The 23,723-nt window shown below is 59.6% G+C and carries 18 protein-coding genes; 8 read left to right on the top strand and 10 right to left on the bottom strand.

Annotation, left to right across the window (positions count from 1 at the left end; all coding sequences use genetic code 11):
• The first annotated feature begins 82 nt into the window (after positions 1–82).
• The 5 genes from FBY12_RS24000 (at position 83) to FBY12_RS24020 (ending at position 4,930) form a co-directional block, all read left to right on the top strand.
• Entirely contained in the window at positions 83–1,417 is a 1,335-nt protein-coding gene (locus FBY12_RS24000; protein WP_121731541.1) for a TRZ/ATZ family hydrolase, read from the top strand.
• Positions 1,418–1,476: 59 nt separating this feature from the next.
• Positions 1,477–2,175: a bifunctional 2-polyprenyl-6-hydroxyphenol methylase/3-demethylubiquinol 3-O-methyltransferase UbiG gene (gene ubiG, locus FBY12_RS24005; RefSeq protein ID WP_145256499.1), complete on the top strand. Its 699-nt coding sequence runs from the start codon at positions 1,477–1,479 to the stop codon at positions 2,173–2,175.
• A 4-nt stretch (positions 2,176–2,179) separates the two neighbouring features.
• Complete coding sequence (mupP, locus tag FBY12_RS24010; protein ID WP_101208489.1) at positions 2,180–2,851, top strand: N-acetylmuramic acid 6-phosphate phosphatase MupP; 672 nt, start codon at positions 2,180–2,182, stop codon at positions 2,849–2,851.
• 29 nt (positions 2,852–2,880) lie between these two features.
• Positions 2,881–3,621, top strand: coding sequence for a YciK family oxidoreductase (locus tag FBY12_RS24015; RefSeq protein WP_121731542.1), 741 nt, complete (start codon positions 2,881–2,883; stop codon positions 3,619–3,621).
• 382 nt (positions 3,622–4,003) lie between these two features.
• Positions 4,004–4,930 carry a GGDEF domain-containing protein gene (locus FBY12_RS24020; RefSeq protein ID WP_121731543.1) on the top strand — a complete coding sequence of 309 codons (927 nt, stop codon included), beginning with the start codon at positions 4,004–4,006 and terminating at the stop codon, positions 4,928–4,930.
• 134 nt (positions 4,931–5,064) lie between these two features.
• Here FBY12_RS24020 and FBY12_RS24025 read toward each other — a convergent pair whose 3' ends face one another.
• Entirely contained in the window at positions 5,065–5,826 is a 762-nt protein-coding gene (locus tag FBY12_RS24025) for a TenA family transcriptional regulator (RefSeq protein WP_371927538.1), read from the bottom strand.
• A 78-nt stretch (positions 5,827–5,904) separates the two neighbouring features.
• The gene (locus FBY12_RS24030; RefSeq protein WP_145256504.1) at positions 5,905–8,364 is read right to left on the bottom strand and encodes an EAL domain-containing protein; all 2,460 of its coding nucleotides are present in this window, start codon (positions 8,362–8,364) and stop codon (positions 5,905–5,907) included.
• A gap of 297 nt (positions 8,365–8,661) precedes the next feature.
• Here FBY12_RS24030 and FBY12_RS24035 point away from each other — a divergent pair, with 297 nt between their 5' ends.
• Entirely contained in the window at positions 8,662–13,305 is a 4,644-nt protein-coding gene (locus FBY12_RS24035; protein ID WP_145256508.1) for a hypothetical protein, read from the top strand.
• Between the two features lie 15 nt (positions 13,306–13,320).
• On the opposite strand, the gene FBY12_RS24040 is transcribed toward FBY12_RS24035, so the two are convergent.
• From FBY12_RS24040 to FBY12_RS24060, 5 genes are all read right to left on the bottom strand, one after another.
• Positions 13,321–15,129, bottom strand: a complete 1,809-nt coding sequence (locus tag FBY12_RS24040) for an ABC transporter ATP-binding protein (RefSeq protein ID WP_121731553.1) — start codon at positions 15,127–15,129, stop codon at positions 13,321–13,323.
• 25 nt (positions 15,130–15,154) lie between these two features.
• A complete protein-coding gene (locus FBY12_RS24045) occupies positions 15,155–15,757 on the bottom strand; it encodes a DsbA family protein (RefSeq protein ID WP_178076591.1) in 603 nt (200 codons plus the stop codon).
• Positions 15,758–15,797: 40 nt separating this feature from the next.
• Complete coding sequence (locus tag FBY12_RS24050) at positions 15,798–16,739, bottom strand: rhodanese-related sulfurtransferase (protein ID WP_121731547.1); 942 nt, start codon at positions 16,737–16,739, stop codon at positions 15,798–15,800.
• A gap of 184 nt (positions 16,740–16,923) precedes the next feature.
• Positions 16,924–17,223, bottom strand: coding sequence for a BolA family transcriptional regulator (locus FBY12_RS24055; protein WP_145256511.1), 300 nt, complete (start codon positions 17,221–17,223; stop codon positions 16,924–16,926).
• A gap of 12 nt (positions 17,224–17,235) precedes the next feature.
• Positions 17,236–17,760 carry a DUF2059 domain-containing protein gene (locus FBY12_RS24060; protein WP_092279375.1) on the bottom strand — a complete coding sequence of 175 codons (525 nt, stop codon included), beginning with the start codon at positions 17,758–17,760 and terminating at the stop codon, positions 17,236–17,238.
• A gap of 192 nt (positions 17,761–17,952) precedes the next feature.
• Here FBY12_RS24060 and FBY12_RS24065 point away from each other — a divergent pair, with 192 nt between their 5' ends.
• Positions 17,953–19,347, top strand: a complete 1,395-nt coding sequence (locus tag FBY12_RS24065; protein WP_145256513.1) for a class II fumarate hydratase — start codon at positions 17,953–17,955, stop codon at positions 19,345–19,347.
• A gap of 64 nt (positions 19,348–19,411) precedes the next feature.
• Here the strand turns inward: FBY12_RS24065 and FBY12_RS24070 are convergent, their stop codons facing one another.
• Positions 19,412–20,371 carry a DMT family transporter gene (locus tag FBY12_RS24070; protein WP_101208495.1) on the bottom strand — a complete coding sequence of 320 codons (960 nt, stop codon included), beginning with the start codon at positions 20,369–20,371 and terminating at the stop codon, positions 19,412–19,414.
• A 200-nt stretch (positions 20,372–20,571) separates the two neighbouring features.
• On the opposite strand from FBY12_RS24070, the gene FBY12_RS24075 reads away from it, so the two are divergent.
• Positions 20,572–20,766, top strand: coding sequence for a DUF6316 family protein (locus FBY12_RS24075; RefSeq protein WP_145256516.1), 195 nt, complete (start codon positions 20,572–20,574; stop codon positions 20,764–20,766).
• Between the two features lie 120 nt (positions 20,767–20,886).
• Here FBY12_RS24075 and FBY12_RS24080 read toward each other — a convergent pair whose 3' ends face one another.
• Together FBY12_RS24080 and pap are read right to left on the bottom strand one after the other, a co-directional pair.
• On the bottom strand, positions 20,887–22,071 hold the full coding sequence (locus FBY12_RS24080; protein WP_145256519.1) for a thiolase family protein: 1,185 nt from the start codon (positions 22,069–22,071) through the stop codon (positions 20,887–20,889).
• A gap of 112 nt (positions 22,072–22,183) precedes the next feature.
• On the bottom strand, positions 22,184–23,698 hold the full coding sequence (gene pap / locus FBY12_RS24085) for a polyphosphate:AMP phosphotransferase (RefSeq protein ID WP_145256522.1): 1,515 nt from the start codon (positions 23,696–23,698) through the stop codon (positions 22,184–22,186).
• Between the last annotated feature and the right edge of the window lie 25 nt (positions 23,699–23,723).

Raw genomic sequence — 23,723 nt, forward strand, 5'->3', positions numbered from 1 at the left:
GCCGCCGATTATAGCGATCCCCCGGCGAAGACGCTCGGGTATACTTCGCCATCCTTTACAAAAGCACTGGAACCGACCCTCGATGCCGAAACCTGCCGTTGCGCTCGACTTATTATTGCTGCCGACCTGGCTGGTACCCGTCGAACCCGCTGGCGTGGTCCTCAAAGAACATGGCTTGGGCATCCGCGACGGTCGCATCGTGTTTATCGGCCCGCGTGCCGAAGCGCTGAAGTGTAACGCGACTGAAACTCGCGAGTTGCCGGATGTGCTGCTTGCACCGGGACTGATCAACGCGCACGGCCACGCGGCGATGACGCTGTTCCGTGGTTTGGCCGACGACCTGCCGCTGATGAGCTGGCTGGAAAATCACATCTGGCCGGCCGAGGCCAAGTGGGTCGATGAAGCGTTCGTCCGCGATGGCACCGACCTGGCAATCGCCGAGCAGATCAAGGGCGGCATCACCTGCTTCTCAGACATGTATTTCTTCCCCAAGGTTGCCAGCGAACGCGTACACAACAGCGGCATTCGCGCGCAAATCGCCATTCCGATCCTTGATTTCCCGATCCCCGGCGCGGCTTCGGCGGATGAAGCCATTCGTCAGGGCGTCGAGCTGTTCGGCGACCTCAAGCACCACGAGCGCATCAAAATCACTTTCGGCCCGCACGCGCCGTACACCGTTGGCGATGAAAACCTCGAGAAAATTCGGGTGATCGCCGAAGAGCTGGACGCGGCGATTCACATGCACGTCCACGAAACCGCTTTCGAAGTGCAGCAAGCGGTGGAACAACGCGGCGAGCGTCCGTTGGCGCGTCTCGGTCGCCTCGGCCTGCTCGGGCCGCGCTTTCAGGCGGTTCACATGACCCAGATCAGCGATGAAGACCTGGCGCTGCTGGTAGAAAGCAACACCAATGTGATTCATTGCCCGGAGTCGAACCTGAAACTCGCCAGCGGCTTCTGCCCGGTTGAACGTCTGTGGCAGGCCGGCGTCAACGTTGCCATCGGCACCGACGGCGCGGCCAGCAACAATGACCTCGACCTGTTGGGCGAAACCCGCACTGCGGCGTTGCTGGCCAAAGCCGTCGCCGGTTCCGCCACCGCGCTCGACGCCCATCGCGCGTTGCGCATGGCCACGCTCAACGGCGCCCGCGCCCTCGGGATCGAGGCTGACGTTGGTTCGCTGGAAATCGGCAAGGCTGCGGACATCGTCGCTTTCGACCTGTCCGGCCTGGCGCAGCAACCGATCTACGACCCGGTTTCGCAGCTTATATACGCCACCGGCCGCGACTGCGTGAAACACCTGTGGGTCGCCGGCAAGCAATTGCTCGACGACAAACGCCTGACGCGCCTGGATGAAGCACAACTCTGCGCCACGGCCAAGGCCTGGGGCCAACGCATCAGCGGCCACACCGAATCGTAAGCACCTCGGTCAAATACCGGGGGCAAACAGGATTTTTCAAGTTTTAGAGGATTTAAACCATGAGCAACGTTGACCACGCCGAAATCGCCAAATTCGAAGCCCTGGCCCATCGCTGGTGGGACCGCGAAAGCGAGTTCAAACCGCTGCACGACATCAACCCGCTGCGGGTCAACTGGATTGACGAACGGGTCAATCTGGCCGGCAAGAAAGTCCTCGACGTCGGTTGCGGCGGCGGCATCCTCAGCGAAGCCATGGCTCAGCGCGGCGCCACGGTCATGGGCATCGACATGGGCGAAGCCCCGTTGGCCGTTGCGCAACTGCATCAACTGGAATCCGGCGTGACCGTCGAATACCGGCAGATCACCGCCGAAGCGCTGGCCGAAGAAATGCCCGAGCAGTTCGACGTGGTCACTTGCCTGGAAATGCTCGAGCACGTGCCGGACCCGTCCTCGGTAATCCGCGCCTGCTTCAAAATGGTCAAGCCCGGCGGCCAGGTGTTCTTCTCCACCATCAACCGCAACCCGAAGGCCTACCTGTTCGCGATCATCGGCGCCGAATACATCATAAAGTTGCTGCCGCGCGGCACCCACGACTTCAAGAAATTCATCCGCCCTTCCGAGCTGGGTGCCTGGAGCCGCATGGCCGGCCTGACCGTCAAGGACATCATTGGCCTGACGTACAACCCGCTGACCAAGCACTACAAACTGGCGCCGGACGTCGACGTCAATTACATGATCCAGACCCTGCGCGAGGAGTAAGCCGATGCGAATCAGAGCAGTCCTTTTCGACATGGACGGCACCCTGCTCGACACCGCGCCGGACTTCATTGCCATCTGCCAGGCAATGCGCGCTGATCGTGGTTTGCCGCCGATGAACGACAAACACATTCGCGACGAGATCTCCGGCGGCGCGAAAGCCATGGTCGCGGTGACGTTTTCGATGGACCCGGAATCGCCGGGTTTCGAGGAATTGCGCCTGGAGTTCCTCGAGCGCTACCTCGTCGGTTGCGCGGTACACAGCAAGCTGTTCGATGGCATGGGCGAATTGTTGGCCGACATCGAGAAAGCCAATCTGATCTGGGGCGTAGTCACTAACAAGCCGCTGCGGTTTGCCGAACCGATCATGCAGCAACTGGGGTTGGCCGAGCGCTCGGCAGTGCTGATTTGCCCGGACCACGTGAAAAACAGCAAACCGGACCCGGAGCCGTTGATTCTTGCGTGCAAGATGCTCGACCTCGATCCGGCGAGTGTGTTGTTTGTCGGCGATGACTTGCGTGATATCGAGTCGGGCCGCGATGCCGGGACCAAGACCGCTGCGGTGACCTTTGGCTACATTCATCCGGACGACAACCCGCGGCACTGGGGCGCGGACGTGGTGGTGGATCATCCGCTGGAGCTGCGCAAGGTGTTGGACAGCGCGTTGTGCAGCTGTTAAGTCGCTTTTTGATTTGTTGAGGTTTTTTCATGTTTGATTATTCCGCTCGCCCTGAATTGCTCAAGGGCCGGGTCATTCTGGTGACTGGCGCTGGCCGTGGCATCGGCGCCGCTGCTGCGAAAACCTATGCCGCCCACGGCGCGACCGTGTTGCTGCTGGGCAAGACCGAAGCCAATCTGACTCAGGTCTACGACGAAATCGAAGCGGCTGGCCATGCGCAACCAGCGGTTATCCCGTTCAACCTCGAAACCGCTCTGCCGCATCAATACGATGAGTTGGCAGCGATGATCGAAACCGAGTTCGGCCACCTCGATGGCCTGCTGCACAACGCGTCGATCATTGGTCCGCGCACGCCGATCGAGCAGTTGTCCGGCGAAAACTTCATGCGCGTGATGCACGTCAACGTCAACGCGATGTTCATGCTCACCAGCACGCTGCTGCCGTTGCTGAAGTTATCCCAGGATGCTTCGGTGGTGTTCACCTCCAGCAGCGTCGGGCGCAAGGGTCGCGCGTATTGGGGCGCTTACGGCGTGTCGAAATTCGCCACCGAAGGGCTGATGCAAACCCTCGCCGATGAGCTGGACACTGTGGCGCCCGTGCGCTCCAACAGCATCAACCCCGGCGCCACCCGCACCAGCATGCGCGCCCAGGCTTATCCGGGGGAAAACCCGCTGAACAACCCGACGCCCGAGGAGATCATGCCGGTTTACCTGTACCTGATGGGTCCGGACAGCACAGGCATCAATGGCCAGGCGTTCAACGCGCAGTAACCCTCGATAATCCCCGCACGTCGCTTTGTGCCGCGGCATTTATCCGTCGCGGCACACGGCAATCGTCGTAACTTTCGCATTTCCCAGTCAAACTATTGCCGCTATTCCTCCCGCCAGGTTTAGCTAGGCGCCGTAATCGCATGATTTTCAACGGCTTTTATTCGAATGAACTGAATGGCACGACTTTCGCTCTAATTTGTTCAGACAGACGTGTGAAAGCAGTTGGAATTGGCGCACAAATCGATAGGTTACTTATCGTCGATAAAGCGGACTAGACTCGTACCAAATGTCCTACGGGACTGACGGACCAGTATGACGCGCAGCCCAAAGCCGCTCTCACCCAGCCTGTAAGACAGCCTTACTGCTTAGGGGCTCACGCCATATGAAATCTCCATCCCAGACCAACGCAATTGACTTCGATCGTGCGAAATTGCAACGCCTGGGCTTCGGTCAACAGCCTGCGCTTCTGGAACGGCCGGTCAGCCTTGCGCAATTGCGCCAGCAACTGGGTCTGCAATTGCAGACCAGCCTTGAGCCACAACGCATTCTGGGCCTATTCTTTCGCGAAATTCAGCGCCTCGTGCCGCTGGATGCCTTGAGTTACCGCCACCAGACCAGTGATTTGCGCCTGGAATTCGGTCAGCGCGGTCACCACTCCGTCAGCTATAACCTGAGCCACGAAGGCGAGCATTTGGGTGAACTGGTGTTCCGCCGCAATCAGCGTTTCAGCGAGCAGGAACAAGGTCATCTGGAATCGTTACTGTCGGCGCTGCTGTTCCCGATGCGCAACGCCCTGCTCTACCGCGCCGCGACCCAGAGCGCTCTGCGCGATCCGCTGACCGGCACCGGCAACCGCGTCGCCATGGACCAGACCCTGCAACGCGAAATCGAAATGGCCCGCCGGCATATGCAGCCGTTGTCGTTGCTGATGCTCGACATCGACCACTTCAAACGTGTCAACGACAGCCATGGCCACAGCGCCGGCGATGAAGTGCTCAAAGCCGTCGCGGCCTCGATCAAGAGCCAGTTGCGCAACGTCGACATGGTGTTTCGTTTTGGCGGCGAGGAGTTTTTGATCTTGCTGTCCAACACGCCGCGTGAGGCGGCAGCGATGGTCGGCGAGCGTTTGCGCTTTGCCGCGCAAGCCCAGGAATATCTCGCCGATGGACAAATGATCGACCTGACCGTCAGCCTCGGTTGCTCGACGTTGCTGCCCGGCGAATCTGCCGAAAGCCTGTTGCGTCGCGCAGACAGCGCGCTGTACGTGGCCAAGCGCGAGGGGCGTAATCGCCTGGCGATGGCGGGCTGAGTCTTCCGCAGCCGCACAAATCAATGTGGGAGCGAGCTTGCTCGCGATGAACGATAACTCGGTATGCCGCTTACACCGAGTTGTCTGCATCGCGAGCAGGCTCGCTCCCACAGTTGTTTGCGGTGACGCTAAGCTCAGCCTTCGACCAACGCCATCCGCTCACGGGTTAACGACGAGCGTTCGGCATGTTCCAGCTGCATGCAGCGCTCAAGGAAAAGGAACATGTAGTCGTAGCTCTTGCACACCGCTTGGCGCAATTCCGTTTGCAGCGCCTTGCTCGGATTCATCCCGGCCAAGGTGCAGATGATTTCCAGCGCTTCCCACGGGTGGGCATCGTCGTACTGGGCGTGCATCTTCAGCCATTTCATCGCGCGCTTGCGATCCTCTTCCGGGAACGCCGCTGCATAGACGCCACTGGAACAAACCACCGCCGACCACTCACCGGTCGCGCCTTCGATTGCGTAGTTGGTCGCAGAAATGGCGACGATCAGCGAATCCGACGAACTGGTGTGCCAACACCAATGGCTCAACGCGTGCAATTCCGGGGCAACTTGCTGCGCCTGCAAATCTTCCAGGCTGACCCCATGAGCACGGCTCCAGTGCACCCAGTAATCGGCGTGGTTGAGCTCAACGCGAATGTTGCGCATCAGCCAGCGCCGCGCCATGTCTTCGCCGGGATGGCGCGCGAAACGGGTCTTGGTGAGGTTTTGTGCCATATACAACGCGAACTGCTCGACAACTGGCCAGCCACCGATGAGGTACTGACGCATGGTCCTGGCGCTGAGTTTGTTGTCTCGCATGCGCTGATACAGTTCGTGTTCGACTACCCGGCGCTTACTCTCGCTGCAATCCTGGATGAGTTGCTGTGCCCAGGCTGGGTAACTCGCAGCTTCCATGAGTGGTCCGGTTCGGTTGAATGTATCGATCACTGTTCGGCTCCTTTTGATTGTGATTGTCAGATCAACGAGAGATGTTCAACGAAACGTGCCAGGCGCCTTGAACAACAGCGGTTGCGGTCTGGCCGGACGACTTAGCAAACTGTCACAGGTAAACAATTGCGGGCGTTCGATTACATACCCTTGGGCGTAATCAACACCGATCTCGAGCAGTGCCTGCTCGATCTGTGGTGTCTCGACAAACTCGGCAATAGTGCGCTTACCCATGACATGGCCGATATGGTTAATCACTTCGACCATTGCCCGGTTAATCGGGTCGTCCAACATGTCCTTAACGAAACTCCCGTCGATCTTCAGGAAGTCTACAGGTAAATGTTTCAAGTAAGCGAATGAAGACATTCCGGCGCAAAAGTCATCCAGTGAAAAGTGGCAGCCTAAACCTTTGAGTTCATTAATAAATCTGATTGCACTCGCTAAATTCGCAATAGCGCTGGTTTCTGTGATTTCAAAACAAATCATTTCAGGAGGAATAGCGTACTTAACAAACTGCTCACGCAAGAAGTGTAAGAACGCCTCATCTCCGATAGTAATGCCTGACAGATTAATCGCACACATGGCTAACGGCGCCTTATGTTGTTGCGCTATACATTGTGCGATGATCTTGAATACATTCTCGACAACCCAACGATCCAGCGATGTCATCAAACCATAACGTTCAGCGGCGGGAATAAAACTGTCGGGAAGTATCATGCGCCCGGCTTCGTCATGCAGGCGCAAGAGTATTTCTATATGTCCGCCAGCCTTCTCGGTATGCCCCAACGGGGCAATTTCCTGGGCGTATAAACAGAATCGGTTCTCTTCCAGCGCCATGTGCAAGCGCTGCACCCAAGCCATTTCGCCGAAGCGCATCGACAGTTCCGAATCGTCGGCGTGGTAGACCTGAACCCGGTTGCGGCCCTTTTCCTTGGCCATGTAACAAGCCATATCGGCGGCGCGCAGCGAGGCTTCGAGGGTGGTCGGGGTTTGCGCCACATGCACCAGGCCGATGCTCACAGTGGTCAGGAATGGCCGGCCCTTCCACACAAAGTGCAGGTTTTGCACGGTCTGGCGCAGCACTTCGGCGATTTTCTCTGCGGCTTCCGGCGCGCAATTCTCCAGCAAAATGCCGAACTCGTCGCCGCCCAGCCGTGCCAGGGTGTCACCTTCGCGCAGATCCGATTGCAGCAACGCGCAGATATGTCGCAACAACTCGTCTCCCGCCGCATGGCCGCTGGTGTCGTTGACCAGCTTGAACTGATCGAGGTCGAGGAACATCAACGAGTGGCGCCCGCTCTGGCGCGTCAGATTGTGCAGCGCCTGCTCCAGGCGATATTCGAACTCGCGGCGGTTGGCCAGCCCGGTCAAAGCGTCGTGCGTCGCTTGCCACGACAGATTGGCGATGTATTGCCGCTCCTGCGTCATGTCGTGCAGCACCAGCACCGTGCCGCTGACCTTGCCGGCGTTGCTGATCGGCGCGCCCACCAGGGTCACCGAAACCGTGCTGCCGTCGAGGCGCTGGAGCAATTTTGAATGCTCGCTGCCGCCGCTGAGCTGGCCGCTCAAAATCCGCTCGATCAACGTAAAGCCGTCAGTCTGCGCATTCTCGTCGAGCAGATTGAACAGCGCCGCCAATGGCAGACCGGTCGCCTGTTCGGCTTTCCAGTGCGTCAGCGCCTCGGCGGCCGGGTTCATATAGGCAATCGCGCCGTCGACATCGGTGGTAATCACGCCGTCGCCGATGGATTGCAGGGTAATTTGCGCGCGTTCTTTTTCCAGTTGCAGCGCGTCGGCGAAGGCGTGGCGTTGCGCGAGCAATTTGTGCGTGCGCAGCAACGCCAGCACGATCAGCCCCAGCGCGGTGGCCAGGTTGGTCACCAGCAACAAACGCAGAATCAACCGCGACCCTTCGCCCAGCGCATCGCTGAAGGCCCGGGCGGCCGGGGTGACGGCGTCATTGATGGCGAAAATCTGCGCTTTCCAGCGCTGGATATCGGCGGCGCTGGCCTGGTCATTCAGGACGCGTTGGTGCATTTGCTGCGCGACGTTGTCCAGTTGCACCAAGTACGCATCGCCGACCGTCCAGCGGTCGATGGCTTTCTCCAAATAACTGAAATGCCGGAAGTTGAGGTACAGCCAGATCAGGCTGGCGACGTCGTCAGGATGATTGCCGCCCTTGAGAATGCCCACCCGCGCGGCTTCCAGGTCCGGCGGTTGCTTGTCCAGCGCCAGGCGCAACTCATGCCCGCCCTGCGGCACGGCCAGCGCAGTCTGGTATTTGAGGTAGATCGCCTCGTCGCGGCTGTCGGCGTAGAGGTTGAGGTAATAGATCGCGTCTTTCTGGCCCTTGGACCACAGGCTTTCACCGGCGACATAGCCGCGAACGGCCGACAGCACATAAAGGCTGACGCCACCCAGCAACGCCTGGAACAGCACGACGGCAATAAACGGCCAGACGATGCCCAACAATCGCGGCGTTCCGAGAGTCCGGTTTGGCTTCATGAGGTCCCTTGCATAGGTACTGCCTGATCATCATCCAGATCCGACCACTGTCGCAAGACTAGGAGGCGTTCGCATTCCCCGCAAGGAAGTGCCGTCTCGCGATGTGGACAGTTCCCCATAAATGACGGTTTTTTAACGCAGATGGGGCAAAACTTGGTCAACAACGCCGCGTGAAAATTCCAACTCGATATCCCTTGAAGCGATAACTATGTAACGCCAGCGCCTGCGCCCGATCATTTGTAATTGACGCCAATCCCTTCGCCAACTACGCAACCGCCGATCAAGACAAGGACGCTCATGCAAACCCTCACTCCCAGTGGCCTGTTCCCGCCCACTTTCCCCACCGAAGCGCAACTGCATACCGGCCAGTTGCAAGACTATCGATTGATGCTCGCGGCCATGAACGAGCCGCCCGGCGTGGTGCACCTCTCCAACCTGATCACCATCGGGCCATTCTCACCGTTACGTCGGGTCAGCGAGGATGGCTTGAATGCGCTGTGGAACCTGCTGCGCGACAGACGTTACATCGACATGTGCCACCGCCGGCAAATAAAACAGGGTGACCTGAGCGTTACGTTCGAAAACGCCGCCTATGTGTACCGAGGCTGGACGGAGGATGGCAGCAAAGTCGCCCTGCCATTGACCGAGCAGGCGAGTTGGCAAGCGCTGAAACCACGAATCGAACGCGCCGCGTTGTTATTGGGCGGGCAGATCAATTCCAATCAGATGATCAGCCTGGAAAGAATGTGCCGGTTCTATGCCTTCGCGCCCTGGACGCCCGGACACGCGCAACAGCACCGCGGCGCGATCCAGCATGTGCAGGAAAGAATCGCCAGCCATGATCTGCGACTTGAAGATGACTTCGATATCCTCGCGCTCAGACGGCGGCCCACCGACAAGGATCGCGCCGCGTTTCGCGCCAGTCGGCGAAAATCTGCGCAGCCGGGCAAAGTCGATATACAACAGGTGCACGCCGAGATTGTCCGCAAGGAAATAATCGAAACCGTGACGTCGTTTATCCCGCCAAGCCATACCTCGCCGCTGACCTGGCTGGCCAGCGAGGTGCTTGGCGACGCAACGCTGGAGCAAGTTCGGGCCACGCCCACTGTTTATCTGCAAAAGATTTTGCACAGCGCCGAAGCGCAACGTTTGAGCGCACTGCTGTTAACCACCATGAGTTGGTACGGGGCCGAGCCCGGCGAAGAGACTTCACCAATAGTTCGCACACAACTGGTCGCCCAGGCGTTGCAACTTTGGCTCAGTAAACCCAGTGCTGAAAACTCCTCGACGATTGCCGGCTATGCCTGGCAGGCGCAGACAAACTGGGGAAAAAGTTATCAGACTATTCGCCACGAATTTGAACAACACCTTATAACCACCCACCGCGCCGCCACCGAGAAAGAGGCTGTGGTGATTGCGCGGTTATTCCTGCGGCAATGGCCTGCCGAATTTCGTGTGCGGGATATCCCTGAAGATCTTTCTTACAGAAGTTCGATCGTTTGGGTCAACTTTGTGACAGGGGTGAACTTGATCAAATTCATTGATCATCGATTGCTCGAAAGTCTGACGTTCCAGCAACTCGTCAACCTGCCAATTGCAATGGCGGAAAGTACTACCGAAGACCGAACAGCAGACATCGCCCAGGCCAAACTTCAACCAACCCTGGACTGGGCCGAAACCTACGCGGTGATTACCGCCAAACCTGGCGAACAGTTCTCGCATGACAACGTTGAAACAGCGCTGGCCCAGTTGGACAAACATACCGCTGACATCGACAAAGCCGTCAAGCAACTGAATGAAGCACCCGTGCAGCGTTTGAACATTGCACAAAGAGAAATGGAAAAGATCTTCGGCAAAGTGGCGTTCCTTTCGGACGGCCGCAAGCTTGCGAGGAAGATTGGCCGCCACATTCCTCGTCTGCTTGATGTGCCCTACCTCAAAGGCAAGGATTACGACGTGTATTCCTTTCTCGATGTATTGGCGTCTGGTCTGTTTGATCGCCACGACACCTGGTTCGTCACCGACGGCGATGGCGCGACCGTGGGCAAACAATGGATTCGGATTGACCAACAACGCACGATCAAAACCGAAGCCGCTTGGCCCGCGTCAGGAAAATCCTTCGGCGGCCATCCACTGGTTATCTCACCACGCGCGAAAATGCCGGACGTGAAGGCGCTGTTCGAGACCGAGTTCGCCGATTATTTGCAGCGCACCACCGGCGCCTACCAAACCCTGATCACCAGCCTGATTGCATCCTTGCCCAATTCAGATCGCCTCGCGCTGCAACTGGGCGACGTGCGGATCTTCAGCCTCAGAAAACAAACCAGCGGCGTCGAGGCCCAGCACGAAACGGCGGAAAAGATCTTGCCGCTGCGGGCTCGCTACGGGCTGATCCTCGAGGCTGACTACGCGAGCCGGATCACTCACTACGAATTGTTGCCCAAGGCTGGGGTGATTCGCTGCCTCGGCAAACTGGACCCTGAATGGTTGACTGGCGGTCTCACGACTGAGCGTTGGTCGCTGAGAAAGTCGCTGAATGTTTCGGTCGATGTTCGCCGTCACAGCGACTTGCCGTTCGACTGGCAAGCACACGCCACCGGCAGCGCTCCCTCAGCCAACGCGCGTTGCCAGGCAATCATCGAACAATTGGGCGACACGCTCGCCGCCACCACGGACACCGAAGAAAACCCGCTGCGCGTCGCCCAGACGCTGACCGCGCAACGCATCGTCGATATCGGCCAGGCGATTGCTTCCCAGCTGTTATTCATCGACCCGAAAACCCTGCGCGACGCCGCTTACGGCCAGACCGAACCCGAGCGCCGGGCCGACTGGTATAAAAAAGCACTCGAACTGGCGAAGTCGCTCGTGCCTTTTTGGGGCAGCCTCGACGACCTCGCGTCAAACGACAAGACGCGTTGGATTCAGGGCGCTTTCGGATTGTTCGCCGACTCACTGTCATTCGCGCTGCCGATCGGCAAATACGCGTCGGGTTCGGTACGCCTGATTACCCGCGCCGGCCAGCAGGCACTGCGAGCACCATTGCCGTCGTTCAAGTTACTGACCATGGAGTTGCTGGTTTCGCTGGCGGGCAATGTCAATCCGCTGGACGGCCCGGTGTCGCTGCTGACCGGTTTGGGCAATGCCGTGAACAGAGCCAGCCGTGCCAATCGCTCCCGACTCATGCAGTTATTGGGACGCACAAGCCAGTACGATCTGGTGCACAGTCACCCGCAGATGGCCGACATCAGCCATTGGAAACCGCAGACGGCCGGCGATCAACTGGCCCGCGTAAAAGGCATCGACGACGTGCCGGTGCGCAATCTCGCCGCGTCGGGCAAATCCGACTTCCGCCTGATCGATCCGCTGTCGTCCAAGCTGTACGGTCCGACATTACCGACCCAATCCGGCGATCTGTCGCCGGGCCGCTCGCGTTACACAGCGTTGCAAAAGACTGACCGTCACGTTGTCTTCGATGTGCCGAAAACCGCGCGAGTTCGCGAACTGCTCGAAGTCGATGGCCGAACCACCTTGCTGATCGATAACGCGCCTTATCGTCTCGATGACGACCACCTGCACCGCGCGGACCTGATTGACCACGATGGCTTGATGGCTCAGCCGTGCCACCTGCGCCGCGCGCCGCAATCCGGGGTCTGCGAGACACGTTACGTGACACGCGATCCGGCACCGACGCTGGCCGTTGGCGACTACGACGAAACCCGCGCCTGGGCCCCGTGGTTTGGCGACATCCTCTACACCCCGGCGACTAACCGCCCACCCATGGAGGCCTCGCACATTGCCAGGAACGCGACCCTGCAAGCGTCGCTGGAATTCAATCAGGGCATGTTTGGCCGGGTGATGGTCAGCTTGCCGGTGCCGGGGCAGCCGCTGGTGGATAACCTGCGGGTCGGGGCGATTGTGGTCGAGGCCAGCGACGGCTCCCGGCACTACGTTTTCACTCGCCTGAATGCCGGCGACTTTTATGTTGCCGAGCGCCTCAAGGGACAAATGGCCCATGAACTGCTGACCCTGAAGAGGGCCGAGACATTGCCGGCCGAGCTGATTGATGAACTGAAACAGGTGTACATCGGCTCGCTGAATGCCAACAACATCGCGCGCATCCATGGCGTCGACGCGGTAGACCGGGCGCTGAAAACCATGGAAGAGATCGCGATTCCCATCGGCGGTCATGCCAATCCGCCCGATACGCTGAAATTGCTCTCGGTGCAGACCAGCCCGGGCGAAGCGGTGTTGTTTGACCATTCCACGCGCATGATCGTCAGCACCTTGCCAGAAGGCGCGACGTCATGGTCACGCAGCAAGGAAGCGCCGGAAGTTTTTCGCCAGCGCACCGCAGAGATTTTCGACACGCTGTTTGTCAGGGAAACCGTGCAGGTAAGAGCCGACAGCAACCTGAAAATCAACGCGGTGATGGAGGATTTTCAAAGAATCCTGCCTTATGGCCTGCGTCGTGTACGCGCGAGAAACATTGCTTACGCCGAAGTGGAAACGGCGAGCGGCGCCCGCGAGGTCTACGTCAGCGTCTCCGGCGCGCAGGGCTTGACCGGTTATCTGCCGGTATTCCGACCGCCCTTCCACCCAGACCAGATGACTATCAACGGCACGACTTATTTCAATACCGATGTCGGCCAGACGCCGGTCCGCACCGCGCTGAACCTGACCGCCGAAGGCAAGCTGCTGGCGGTGCCGCTGACCATCAAGAACATTGAAACCTATCATCCGCAAATGTCCGCGCGCCCGACGTCACTGGACAGCGAAGCCAAATTGATCAGCGCGATTCGCGAAAAATACCCCGAGCGCGCCATGATCAAATCCGTGAGCATCGCCACGACCATGCCGCCGTGTGGCAGTTGTTCGGTGGTGATCAAGGAGTTTGGCTACGACGGCGGGCAGAATGCGCTGCAGGTGTTGTGGCGCAGATGAGGCGGTGAGGCTGAGTTACAGGCGCTGCAAATGCCCGTAAAGCTTGGCGTACAAACCACCGTCGGCGATCAATTGCTGGTGATCGCCGTCCTCGGCCACGCGCCCGCCGTCGAACACCAGTACCCGGTCCGCCTGCTTAACCGCCGACAAGCGATGGGCAATGATCAACGTCGTGCGGCCATGGAGAAAACGTGCCAGCGCCTGGTGCAGGTTGTACTCGGTGGCGGCGTCCAGCGCGGAGGTGGCTTCGTCGAGAATCACCACTTTCGGCTGGGCCAACACCATCCGCGCAATCGCCAGCCGTTGACGCTGGCCACCGGACAGGCGCACGCCGGAACGGCCGACGACACTGTCCAGCCCTTGCGGCAAGCCGCGTACGGTGCCATCCAACTGGGCGATTTCCAGTGCCTGCCAACAGGCTTCGTCGCTGCGTTCGCGGCCCATGGTCAGGTTGGCGCGCACGGTGTCGTTGAACAGCGCCGGATGCTGCAACACCACGGCAACGTTCTCGCGCACCGTGGCCAAACCGATTTCTTCCTGGGTCGAACCGCCGAAACGAATGGTCCCGGCCAGCGGCGTGTACAAGCCCAGGAGCAATTGCACCAAGGTACTTTTGCCGCCGCCACTGGCGCCGACGATTGCGACTTTTTCACCGGGCGCAATGCTCAGGTGCATCTGGTCCAGAACCAGATCGTCGCCATAGCTGAAACTCAAACCCTGAATGTCGATGCCGACGGTTTCGCGTCCCTGAAACGGGTCAATGCCGCCGGGGTATTGCGGCTCATCGGCACGCGCGAGCAGTTCGTTGATCCGCGACAGCGCGCCGCCAGCGGCATAAAACGCGTATTGCAGATTCAGCAACTGCTCGACCGGGCCGATCATGAACCACAGATAGCTGAACACCGCGAGCATTTGGCCGATCGACAGGTCGGAAAACAGCACGGTGAGCATCGCTGCCGCGCGAAAGATATCGATACCGAACTGGAACAGCAGGCCACTGGCGCGGTTCGATGCGTCGGTTTTCCACTGCGAGGTCACCGCGTAATCGCGCACTTCGCGGGCACGCTGGCCGAGGCGCCCGAGGAAAAACCCCTGACGGTTACCGGCGCGTACCTCCTGAATCGAATCGAGGGTTTCGGTGAGGGCCTGAGTGAAACGCGAGGTGCTGTCGTTCTCGAGTTTCTTCAGGTGTTTGACGCGTTTGCCCAACTGCACCGTGGCGTAGATCACCAACGGGTTGAACAGCATGATCAGCAGCGCCAGTTTCCAGTGCATCCACACCAGAATGCTCGCGGTGCCGACCAGCGTCAGCATCGCCACGAGGAAACGACTGAGGGTTTCGCCGACAAATTTGTCCAGCGTATCGAGGTCGGTAACCAGATGGGTGGTCACCGTACCGCTGCCGAGGCTTTCGTATTCGCCGAGGGAAATCCGCTTGAGCCGCTCGATCAGGCGAATGCGGATGCGGTAGACGATGTCCTTGGCCAGCCCGGCAAACAGTTTTGCCTGCACCACGTTGAACAGCAACGCGCCGCAGCGCAGGACGAAGGTCACCAGCAACATCAAACCGATGTAACCGGCGGCTTTCTGCCAGGCGTCGGGCAAGGCGTGGTTCATGACTTGCAGCGCCGAATCGCCGTGACCGAGCAGCACTTCGTCTACCAGCAACGGCAGCAATAGCGGGATCGGCACGCTGCACAAAGTCGCCAGCACGGCGACCCCGTTGGCGATCCACAGGGCTTTTTTGTGCTGCAAGGCCAGTCGGCGGATTTCCGCCCAGCTCAGTCGATCAACACGCTTGGGCGCCGCCGCATCATCGGGCAAGCCATTAGGCACATCGTCGGGCACATCAGGCACAGGCAGCGCGCTCCAGCCAGCGGCCGAGCAGCGGCGACAGTTCGCTCAAGGGTTGGTAGCCATTGGTCAGCAATGCCAGTTGGCCATCGCGCTCGGCGAGCAAGGTCGGGAAACCGGCGATGCCCAAGTCCTGCACCCAGGTGAAATCGGCGGCGGTGGCGGCGTGTTGGTCGGCGCGGTCGAACGCGGCGGCGAACTCGATGCGCGGCACGCCAGCCTGCTCGGCCAGTTCCACCAACACACTGGCGTGGGTGACGTCGCGACCTTCGGCGTAAAAAGCGTGCTGGATCAGCCCGAGCAGTTTCCACGCGCAATCGGGCGCCAGACTGCGCGCGGTCACCACGGCGCGGCACGCCGGTTCGGTGTCGTAGACAAAACCGTCGGGCAATGCGCCCTCGCGTTTGAACGGCTGGCCGGTGGCCTCGGTGACCGCTTGCCAGTGCTCAAGAATGTAGCGCCGAGTGGTCGGCTCCAGCGCCGAGCCGCTGCCGGTGCGCAAGCCGCCGACCACCAAGTGCAATTCCACCCCCGCTGCCTGCGCCTGTTCGACCAGCGCTTCGGCCACTGGCGCGAAGCCCCAGCACCATGAACACATCGGGTCCATCACGTAGAGCAGGCGGCGGGCAGACATGGATTCAAGCCTCGGAAGGGGTTTGCTTGTAGTTGTAACCAATCGGGTGCGGCAGGTTGCGCGCCTTGGCCAGTTCGATCTGCTTCTGCCGGTCGATGGCACTGCGACGGGTTTTCTCGCTCAGCTTATCCCAGCAATGCGGGCAACTGATGCCAGCCACGTAGTGCTCGGATGCGCGGTCTTCGGCGCTGATCGGCGTACGACATGCATGACATTGATCGTAGTCGCCTTCGCTCAAGTCATGGCGCACGGTCACGCGGTTGTCGAACACGAAGCAGTCGCCCTGCCATTTGGTTTCTTCCTGCGGCACTTCTTCGAGGTACTTGAGAATGCCGCCCTTGAGGTGATAGACCTCGTCGAAACCCTGGCTGAGCATGTAGCTCGACGCCTTTTCGCAACGAATGCCGCCGGTGCAGAACATCGCGACTTTCTTGTGCACGGCCGGGTCGAAGTGTTCTTTGATGTAGTCGGGGAATTCGCGAAAACTGGTGGTTTTCGGATCGATGGCGCCTTCGAAGGTGCCGATCGCCACTTCGTAGTCGTTGCGGGTGTCGATCAACAGCACTTCCGGATCGCTGATCAAGGCGTTCCAGTTTTGCGGATCGACATAGGTGCCGACGGTTTTGTTCGGGTCCACGCCTTCGACGCCGAGGGTGACGATTTCTTTCTTCAGTTTGACTTTGGTGCGGTAGAACGGCTGGTCTTCGCAGTACGACTCTTTGTGGTCGATGTCGTCCATGCGCGGGTCGTTCTTGAGCCAGGCCATCAGCCCGTCAATGCCTTCGCGGCTGCCGGAAACGGTGCCGTTGATGCCTTCTTCGGCAATCAGCAAGGTGCCTTTGATGCCGTTGTCGACCATCGCTTGCAGCAATGGCTCGCGCATCTCGACGTAGTTTTCCAAAGTGACGAACTTATACAGTGCCGCCACGACAATCTGTTGTGTCATGGGTGATTCTCCAGGTGGCTACCCTCGTAAGGGGTGAACCGGATGCGAAAAAAAACGCGCCGGGTAAGCGGCGCGTCGGGCAGTCTAACAAAAATAAACGCTTCTGTAGGAGCGAGGCTTGCCCGCGAAGGCGATCTTGAGGACGCCTTCGCGGGCAAGCCTCGCTCCTACAAGGGGCAGATCATCAGTGCTTGCTGCCGCCAGCACAGGTCGGTGAGGCCGGGGCCGTTTCGATCTGTACCCATTCTTCCGGCGTGTAGGTATGCAGCGCCAACGCATGAAACTCGCCCATCAGTTCGCCCAGCGTTCCATAGACTTTCTGGTGGCGCTTGACGCGATTGAGGCCTTCGAACTGCTGGCTGACGACCACCGCTTTGAAGTGCGTCTGCAACCCGCGACTGTGCATGTGGCTTTCATCGAGCACTTGCAGGTGCTCGGGCTGCAGCAGCCCGAGCGTCGATTCGATGCGTTGTTGCATGCTCATACCGAACTCCGCTTAAGGCTTTTTCTTGGCTGGAGCGGCGGCGCCTTTAGGCTCCAGCTCGGCAGTCATGTCGGCCAGCAGTTTGTTGACCACAGGGACCGCGCTTTCAAGCTTGGCCTGGGTCATCTGCGCCGATTGCTGAGTCAGCTGCGGCATTTTTTCGAGGACTTTCTTGCCCAGTGGCGACTGGTAGAAAGCCACCAGGTCCTTGAGCTCGGACTCGCTGAAGTTGGTGGTGTACAGCTTGACCATGTCCGGCTTCAGCTTGTTCCAGCCAATGGCTTGGTCCAGCGCGGCGTTGGCCTTGGCCTGGTAGGTTTCCAGCAGGGCTTTTTTCGACGCCGGAGCTTTGGTCTGCTCAAAGCGTTGAGCGAACATTTGCTGCACTTGCATGTACACCGGAGTGCCCAATTTGTCAGCGTGCGCCAGGGTCAGGAAAGCTTCGGCACTGGCGTTGTGGCTGGCGGTATCGGCAAAAACCTGGCCGCTGGCGCAAACCAGTGCAACCGCGGTACAGATGGCACGAAGACGAGTCATCGAGTTTCCTTTTCTAGCAGGCGAGGTAAAACCCCAAGGGCGACCATTCTGCGCCTAAAAAACGCCATGGCTCAACCCCCAAGCCTTACAGGGCTTGATTTGTAAGGCCCAGCGGTCAGAAAACAGACTGATGGAACCACAAGCGCCGAACACGGCCTAAACTGCGCAATCAGACCTACAGGAGTGTGACCGATGAGCCGTATCGAAACCGACAGCCTTGGTGAAGTTGACGTCCCCGAGGAGGCCTACTGGGGCGCACAGACTCAACGTTCGCTGGTCAACTTCGCCATCGGTGAGGAACGCATGCCCCTGCCGGTGCTGCACGCTCTGGCCCTGATCAAGAAAGCCGCCGCGCGCGTCAACGACCGCAATGGCGACTTGCCCGCCGACATCGCCCGGCTGATCGAACAAGCCGCCGACGAAGTGCTCGCAGGCAGCCACGACGACCAATTCCCGCTGGTGGTCTGGCAGACCGGCAGCGGCACGCAAAGCAACATGAACGTCAATGAAGTGATCGCCGGTCGTGCCAACGAACTGGCCGGCAATGCGCGTGGCGGCAAGTCGCCGGTGCACCCGAACGACCACGTCAACCGTTCGCAAAGCTCCAACGACTGTTTCCCCACCGCCATGCACATCGCCACCGTGCAAGCGGTGCAGCACAGCTTGCTGCCGGCGATCAGCGAATTGTCCGGTGGCCTCGCCGAGCTGTCGGCGCGCCACATGAAACTGGTGAAAACCGGGCGCACGCACATGATGGACGCGACGCCGATCACCTTCGGCCAGGAGATTTCGGCATTTATTGCGCAGCTGGATTACGCCGAACGGGCGATCCGCAGCGCCTTGCCGCAAGTCTGTGAATTGGCTCAGGGCGGCACTGCGGTGGGCACCGGGCTGAATTCGCCGCACGGTTTTGGCGAGGCTATTGCTGCCGAACTGGCCGCGTTGTCGGGCCTGCCATTCGTCACCGCGCCGAACAAGTTCGCCGCCCTCGCCGGCCACGAGCCGCTGACGACGTTGTCCGGCGCGCTGAAAACCCTCGCCGTGACCCTGATGAAAATCGCCAACGACCTGCGCTTGCTCGGTTCCGGGCCGCGCGCCGGTTTTGCCGAGGTGAAACTGCCGGCGAATGAGCCGGGCAGTTCGATCATGCCCGGCAAGGTCAACCCAACGCAGTGCGAAGCGCTGTCGATGCTGGCGTGTCAGGTGCTGGGCAATGACGTGACAATCGGTTTCGCCGCGAGTCAGGGTCATCTGCAATTGAACGTGTTCAAACCGGTGATCATCCACAACCTGCTGCAGTCGATTCGGCTGCTGGCCGACGGTTGCAGCAACTTCCAACAACATTGCATCGCCGGTCTGGAACCGGATGCCGGGAAAATGGCTGAGCACCTGGAGCAGGGTTTGATGCTGGTGACGGCGTTGAATCCGCACATCGGCTATGACAAGTCGGCGGAAATCGCCAAGAAGGCTTACAGCGAAGGTCTGACCTTGCGTGAAGCAGCGTTGCAGTTGGGTTATCTGACTGACGAGCAGTTTGATGCGTGGGTGCGGCCGGAGAATATGCTCGAAGCGGGCGCCAAGGGCTGAGATTTACGGTGACTGTCACGCCGCCAATCGCGAGCTTGCTCGCGATTGGCGACACTGAACATCTTCAGCCGACCACAACTCGGGCTTTCCGAGCCTTGAGCCCCGCAATTAGTGAAGGCCCCAGCGCGACCAGCGCCGAACCGAGCACCACCAGCACTGCCCCGCCATATCCCAGGCCATTGATGGTCTCGGCATGCACGTATTCCGGCCAGGCCCACGCCGCGATGGCCACCGCGACAAACGTCACCAACGGCGTAATCGCCAACGTCGCACTGACCCGCGACGCTTCCCAATGCGCCAGCGCTTCGGCGAACGCGCCATAGGCGATCAAAGTGTTCATGCAGCACGCCAGCAGCAACCAACCCTGCAACGGGCTCAGGCTCAGTGCTTCGAGCGGGTGCACCCACGGCGTCAGCAGCAGTGCGCAGAACAGGTAAATCACCATCATCACCTGCAACGAATTCCACACCGTCAGCAATTGCTTCTGCCCCAACGCGTAGAAGGTCCAAACCGTGGACGCGAGCAAAACCAGCAACACGCCAGCGGTGTAATCGGTCAGGGAGGTGAGCAATTCCGCGAGACGCTGATTGAAGAACAACCCGAAACCGATCAGCAGCACCAGCAGGCCGATCCCCTGTCCTACGCTGAAACGCTCCTTGAACACAAACAGGCTGGCGATCAGCAACATGATCGGGCCCATTTGCACCACCAGTTGCGCCGTGCCGGGGCTCAGCAGGTTGAGGCCCATAAGGTACAACACGTAATTGCCTACCAGCCCGAGCACCGCCATCAGCACCAGCCAGCCACCCTTGGGGCCGAGCACTTTGCGGCTCGGCAAACGCCTGGTGGCGGCGAGGTACAGGAACAGGCAACCGCCAGAAACAGTTAAACGAAACCAGGTCACCGTCACCGGGTCCATCACTTGCAGCACTTGCTTGAGCTTGATCGGCAAAATGCCCCACAGCAGCGCCGTCAGTAACGCGAGGAACAATCCATAAACCCAGCGACCCGATGAAATGTGCATGCTGACTCCAACGCCGATTGGCAAGAGTCGCCATTCTAGGCGCAGCTTTTGGCACAACACAGGCACAGTTACGCGCTGACGCAAATGAAACTGTGCAGGTCGCAAGGTCAGATGCCGTCGATCAGGTCGGCGGGCGGCACCAGGCCTTAAGTTCTACGCTCAGTGGATCCGCCCATAACCAACGCCCACAGGAGATGGCCATGTACGGCATGCGCGCCCAGGACCCGGCCCCCGCCACGCACTTTCGCAGTGACCGTTTGTGTCGGGTGAACGGGGAGTTGTATTTCAGTACTCGGGAAAACACCCTTGAAGGGCCGTTCGAGAATGCTGAAGTGGCGGCGAAAGGGATTCAGGCTTATATCGAGCGGATGCAGGAATCAACGGCCAACCGCTAGACCGTGGCGACTGCATCGCGAGCAAGCTCGCTGCCACAGGGATCTGATGTGCGACACAGATCCAATGTGGCAGCGGAGCTTGCTCGCGATGGCGGCCTACCGGACCACAACAATTGCCGATCAGCGCACCGCCTCAAACAACCCCGTAGCCCCCATCCCGCCGCCCACGCACATGGTCACCACGCCATAACGCAGATTGCGCCGTTGCAGTTCACGCACCAAGTGCCCGACCTGCCGCGACCCGGTCATGCCGAACGGGTGGCCGATGGAAATCGAGCCACCGTTGACGTTGTATTTGGCGTTGTCGATTTCCAGGCGATTGCGGCTGTACAGGCACTGCGACGCAAACGCTTCGTTGAGTTCCCACAAGTCGATATCAGCCACCTGCAAGCCTTTGGCCTTCAGCAGTTTTGGCACCGAGAACACCGGGCCGATGCCCATCTCGTCCGGAGCGCAACCGGCGACGGTGAAACCGCGGAAGAATGCTTTTGGTTTCAAACCCAATTCCAGGGCTTTCTCCAGGCTCATCACCAGCGTCATCGAGGCGCCGTCGGACAGTTGCGACGAGTTGCCAGCGGTCACAGAACCGTCTTCGGCGAACACCGGTTTCAGCCCGGCGAGGCTTTGCAGTGTGGTGTCCGGGCGGTTGCAGTCGTCGCGATCAACGATACCGTCGAGGATCTGCACCTGGCCAGTCGCCTTGTCTTCGACCCGATACTTGACCGCCATCGAGACAATTTCATCGTCAAACAAGCCGTCGGCCTGCGCCTGCGCGGTGCGTTGCTGGCTCTGCAGCGCATAGAGGTCTTGCTCTTCGCGGCTGACGTTGTAACGCCGGGCAACGATTTCGGCGGTCTGGCCCATCGGGAAGTAGATGCCCGGCACCTGCTCTTTGAGCAACGGATTGATCAGGTTATCGGTGTTGACGCTTTTCATCGTCAGGCTGATCGACTCGACGCCACCGGCAACGATGATGTCGCTGCAACCGGAGGCAATCTGGTTCGCCGCAATGGCAATGGCTTGCAGGCCCGAGGAGCAGAAACGGTTGAGGGTCATGCCGGCGGTGCCGATGCCCAGACGCGAGAGCACCGCGACGTTGCGCCCGATGTTGTAGCCCTGCGCGCCTTCGTTGGAGCCGGCGCCGACGATGCAATCCTCGACGCTCGCCGGGTCGATGGCGTTGCGCGTCAGCAGCGCATTCACGCAATGGGCCGCCATGTCGTCCGGACGGGTCTGGTTGAACTTGCCGCGAAAGGATTTGGCCAAGCCGGTCCGCACGCTGTCGACGATCACCACTTCACGCATGGCATACCTCATTGATGTTGATTGTTGTTGTCGGTTGAGAGTGGACCGAGCATAAGTCCAGCGCATGACCCACCGCGACAATCATTCACCCCGCGTATGCGTAACCATCGACTTACTTCTTGTGCTTCTTGCGTTTTTTATCAGCCTTGTCGAATGCCTCTTCCAGCGCCTGGTTGATCGTGCGCAACACTTTGACCCGCGCCCAGCGCTTGTCATTGGCTTCGATCAGGGTCCATGGCGATACTTCGGTGCTGGTGCGATCAACCATGTCGCCGACCGCCGCGCGATAAGCGTCCCACTTGTCGCGGTTGCGCCAGTCGTCTTCGGTGATCTTGAAGCGCTTGAAAGGGATTTCTTCGCGCGCCTGGAAACGCTCGAGTTGGGTTTGCTTGTCGATGGCCAACCAGAACTTGACCACGATCACATTGGAATCGCCGATCTGCTCTTCAAAATCGTTGATTTCGCTGTAGGCGCGCAGCCAGTCCGCCGGCGGGCAGAAACCTTCGACGCGTTCAACCAGCACCCGGCCGTACCACGAACGGTCGAACACGGTGAATTTGCCCTTGGCCGGAATGTGTCGCCAGAAACGCCACAGATACGGTTGCGCGCGTTCTTCTTCAGTGGGCGCGGCAATCGGCACGATGCTGTATTGGCGTGGATCGAGCGCCGCCGCGACTCGCCGAATCGCCCCGCCCTTGCCCGCCGCATCATTGCCTTCAAACACCGCGACCAGCGCGTGTTGGCGCATGCGCTTGTCGCGCATCAATCCTGAGAAGCGCGCCTGTTCGGTAATCAGCTGTTCTTCGTAATCGTCCTTGTCCAGGCGCAGGGTCATGTCGAGGCTGTCGAGCAGATTCAGTTGATCGACATGAATCGGCAACGGCGCAGCATTGACCTTTTCCGGGTGAACCTTGGCCCGTTTGAGCGCGTTTTGCAGGCCTTCGAGCAGAATCTGCCCGACCACCAGACTGCGGTAATTGGCATCTACCCCTTCGATCACATGCCACGGAGCATAGTCGCGACTGGTGCGGCGCAATACGCGCTCGCCATATTTGACGAATTTGTCGTAAGTCTGCGACTGCTGCCAGTCCAGCGGGCTGATGCGCCAACTGTGCAGCGAGTCGTCGGCGAGGGCTTTGAGTCGCGCCTTCATTTGTTTTTTCGAGAGGTGGAACCAGAACTTGAAGATCAACGCGCCTTCGTCGCAGAGCATTTTTTCGAAACGCTCGGACTGGTTGATCGCTTGGTCGAGCACGGCGTTCTTGAACAAACCATGGACGCGGCCCTGAAGCATCTGGCTGTACCAGTTGCCGAAAAAAATCCCCATGCGGCCCTTGGCCGGCAGCATGCGCCAGTAACGCCAGGCCGGTGGTCGCGCCAGTTCTTCGTCGGTTTGCTGGTCGAACGTGCGGACCTCGATCAGGCGCGGGTCCATCCATTCGTTGAGCAGTTTGACCGTTTCGCCCTTGCCGGCGCCCTCGATGCCATTGATCAGGATGATCACCGGGAAGCGTTGCTGCTGCAGCAGTTCGTACTGCGCCTCAAGCAAGGCTTCGCGCAGGGCCGGCAATTCGGCTTCGTAGGTTTCTTTGTCGATGGCGTGACCGATTTCGGCAGATTCGAACATGGGCGGCTCCGTTCCGGGAATGAGC

This window comes from Pseudomonas sp. SJZ131 (assembly GCF_007828705.1).
GTDB lineage: Bacteria > Pseudomonadota > Gammaproteobacteria > Pseudomonadales > Pseudomonadaceae > Aquipseudomonas > Aquipseudomonas prosekii.

What these genes read in the sequence shown, in the direction of transcription:
- FBY12_RS24015 (WP_121731542.1), top strand. Translation starts at nt 2,881, where the DNA reads ATGTTTGATTATTCCGCTCGCCCTGAATTGCTCAAGGGCCGGGTCATT.
- FBY12_RS24080 (WP_145256519.1), bottom strand. Translation starts at nt 22,071, where the DNA reads ATGCGTGAAGTGGTGATCGTCGACAGCGTGCGGACCGGCTTGGCCAAA.
- FBY12_RS24035 (WP_145256508.1), top strand. Translation starts at nt 8,662, where the DNA reads ATGCAAACCCTCACTCCCAGTGGCCTGTTCCCGCCCACTTTCCCCACC.
- FBY12_RS24025 (WP_371927538.1), bottom strand. Translation starts at nt 5,826, where the DNA reads ATGGAAGCTGCGAGTTACCCAGCCTGGGCACAGCAACTCATCCAGGAT.
- FBY12_RS24055 (WP_145256511.1), bottom strand. Translation starts at nt 17,223, where the DNA reads ATGAGCATGCAACAACGCATCGAATCGACGCTCGGGCTGCTGCAGCCC.
- mupP (WP_101208489.1), top strand. Translation starts at nt 2,180, where the DNA reads ATGCGAATCAGAGCAGTCCTTTTCGACATGGACGGCACCCTGCTCGAC.
- FBY12_RS24075 (WP_145256516.1), top strand. Translation starts at nt 20,572, where the DNA reads ATGTACGGCATGCGCGCCCAGGACCCGGCCCCCGCCACGCACTTTCGC.
- FBY12_RS24060 (WP_092279375.1), bottom strand. Translation starts at nt 17,760, where the DNA reads ATGACTCGTCTTCGTGCCATCTGTACCGCGGTTGCACTGGTTTGCGCC.
- ubiG (WP_145256499.1), top strand. Translation starts at nt 1,477, where the DNA reads ATGAGCAACGTTGACCACGCCGAAATCGCCAAATTCGAAGCCCTGGCC.
- FBY12_RS24030 (WP_145256504.1), bottom strand. Translation starts at nt 8,364, where the DNA reads ATGAAGCCAAACCGGACTCTCGGAACGCCGCGATTGTTGGGCATCGTC.
- FBY12_RS24050 (WP_121731547.1), bottom strand. Translation starts at nt 16,739, where the DNA reads ATGACACAACAGATTGTCGTGGCGGCACTGTATAAGTTCGTCACTTTG.
- FBY12_RS24000 (WP_121731541.1), top strand. Translation starts at nt 83, where the DNA reads ATGCCGAAACCTGCCGTTGCGCTCGACTTATTATTGCTGCCGACCTGG.
- FBY12_RS24065 (WP_145256513.1), top strand. Translation starts at nt 17,953, where the DNA reads ATGAGCCGTATCGAAACCGACAGCCTTGGTGAAGTTGACGTCCCCGAG.
- FBY12_RS24045 (WP_178076591.1), bottom strand. Translation starts at nt 15,757, where the DNA reads ATGTGTTCATGGTGCTGGGGCTTCGCGCCAGTGGCCGAAGCGCTGGTC.
- pap (WP_145256522.1), bottom strand. Translation starts at nt 23,698, where the DNA reads ATGTTCGAATCTGCCGAAATCGGTCACGCCATCGACAAAGAAACCTAC.
- FBY12_RS24070 (WP_101208495.1), bottom strand. Translation starts at nt 20,371, where the DNA reads ATGCACATTTCATCGGGTCGCTGGGTTTATGGATTGTTCCTCGCGTTA.
- FBY12_RS24020 (WP_121731543.1), top strand. Translation starts at nt 4,004, where the DNA reads ATGAAATCTCCATCCCAGACCAACGCAATTGACTTCGATCGTGCGAAA.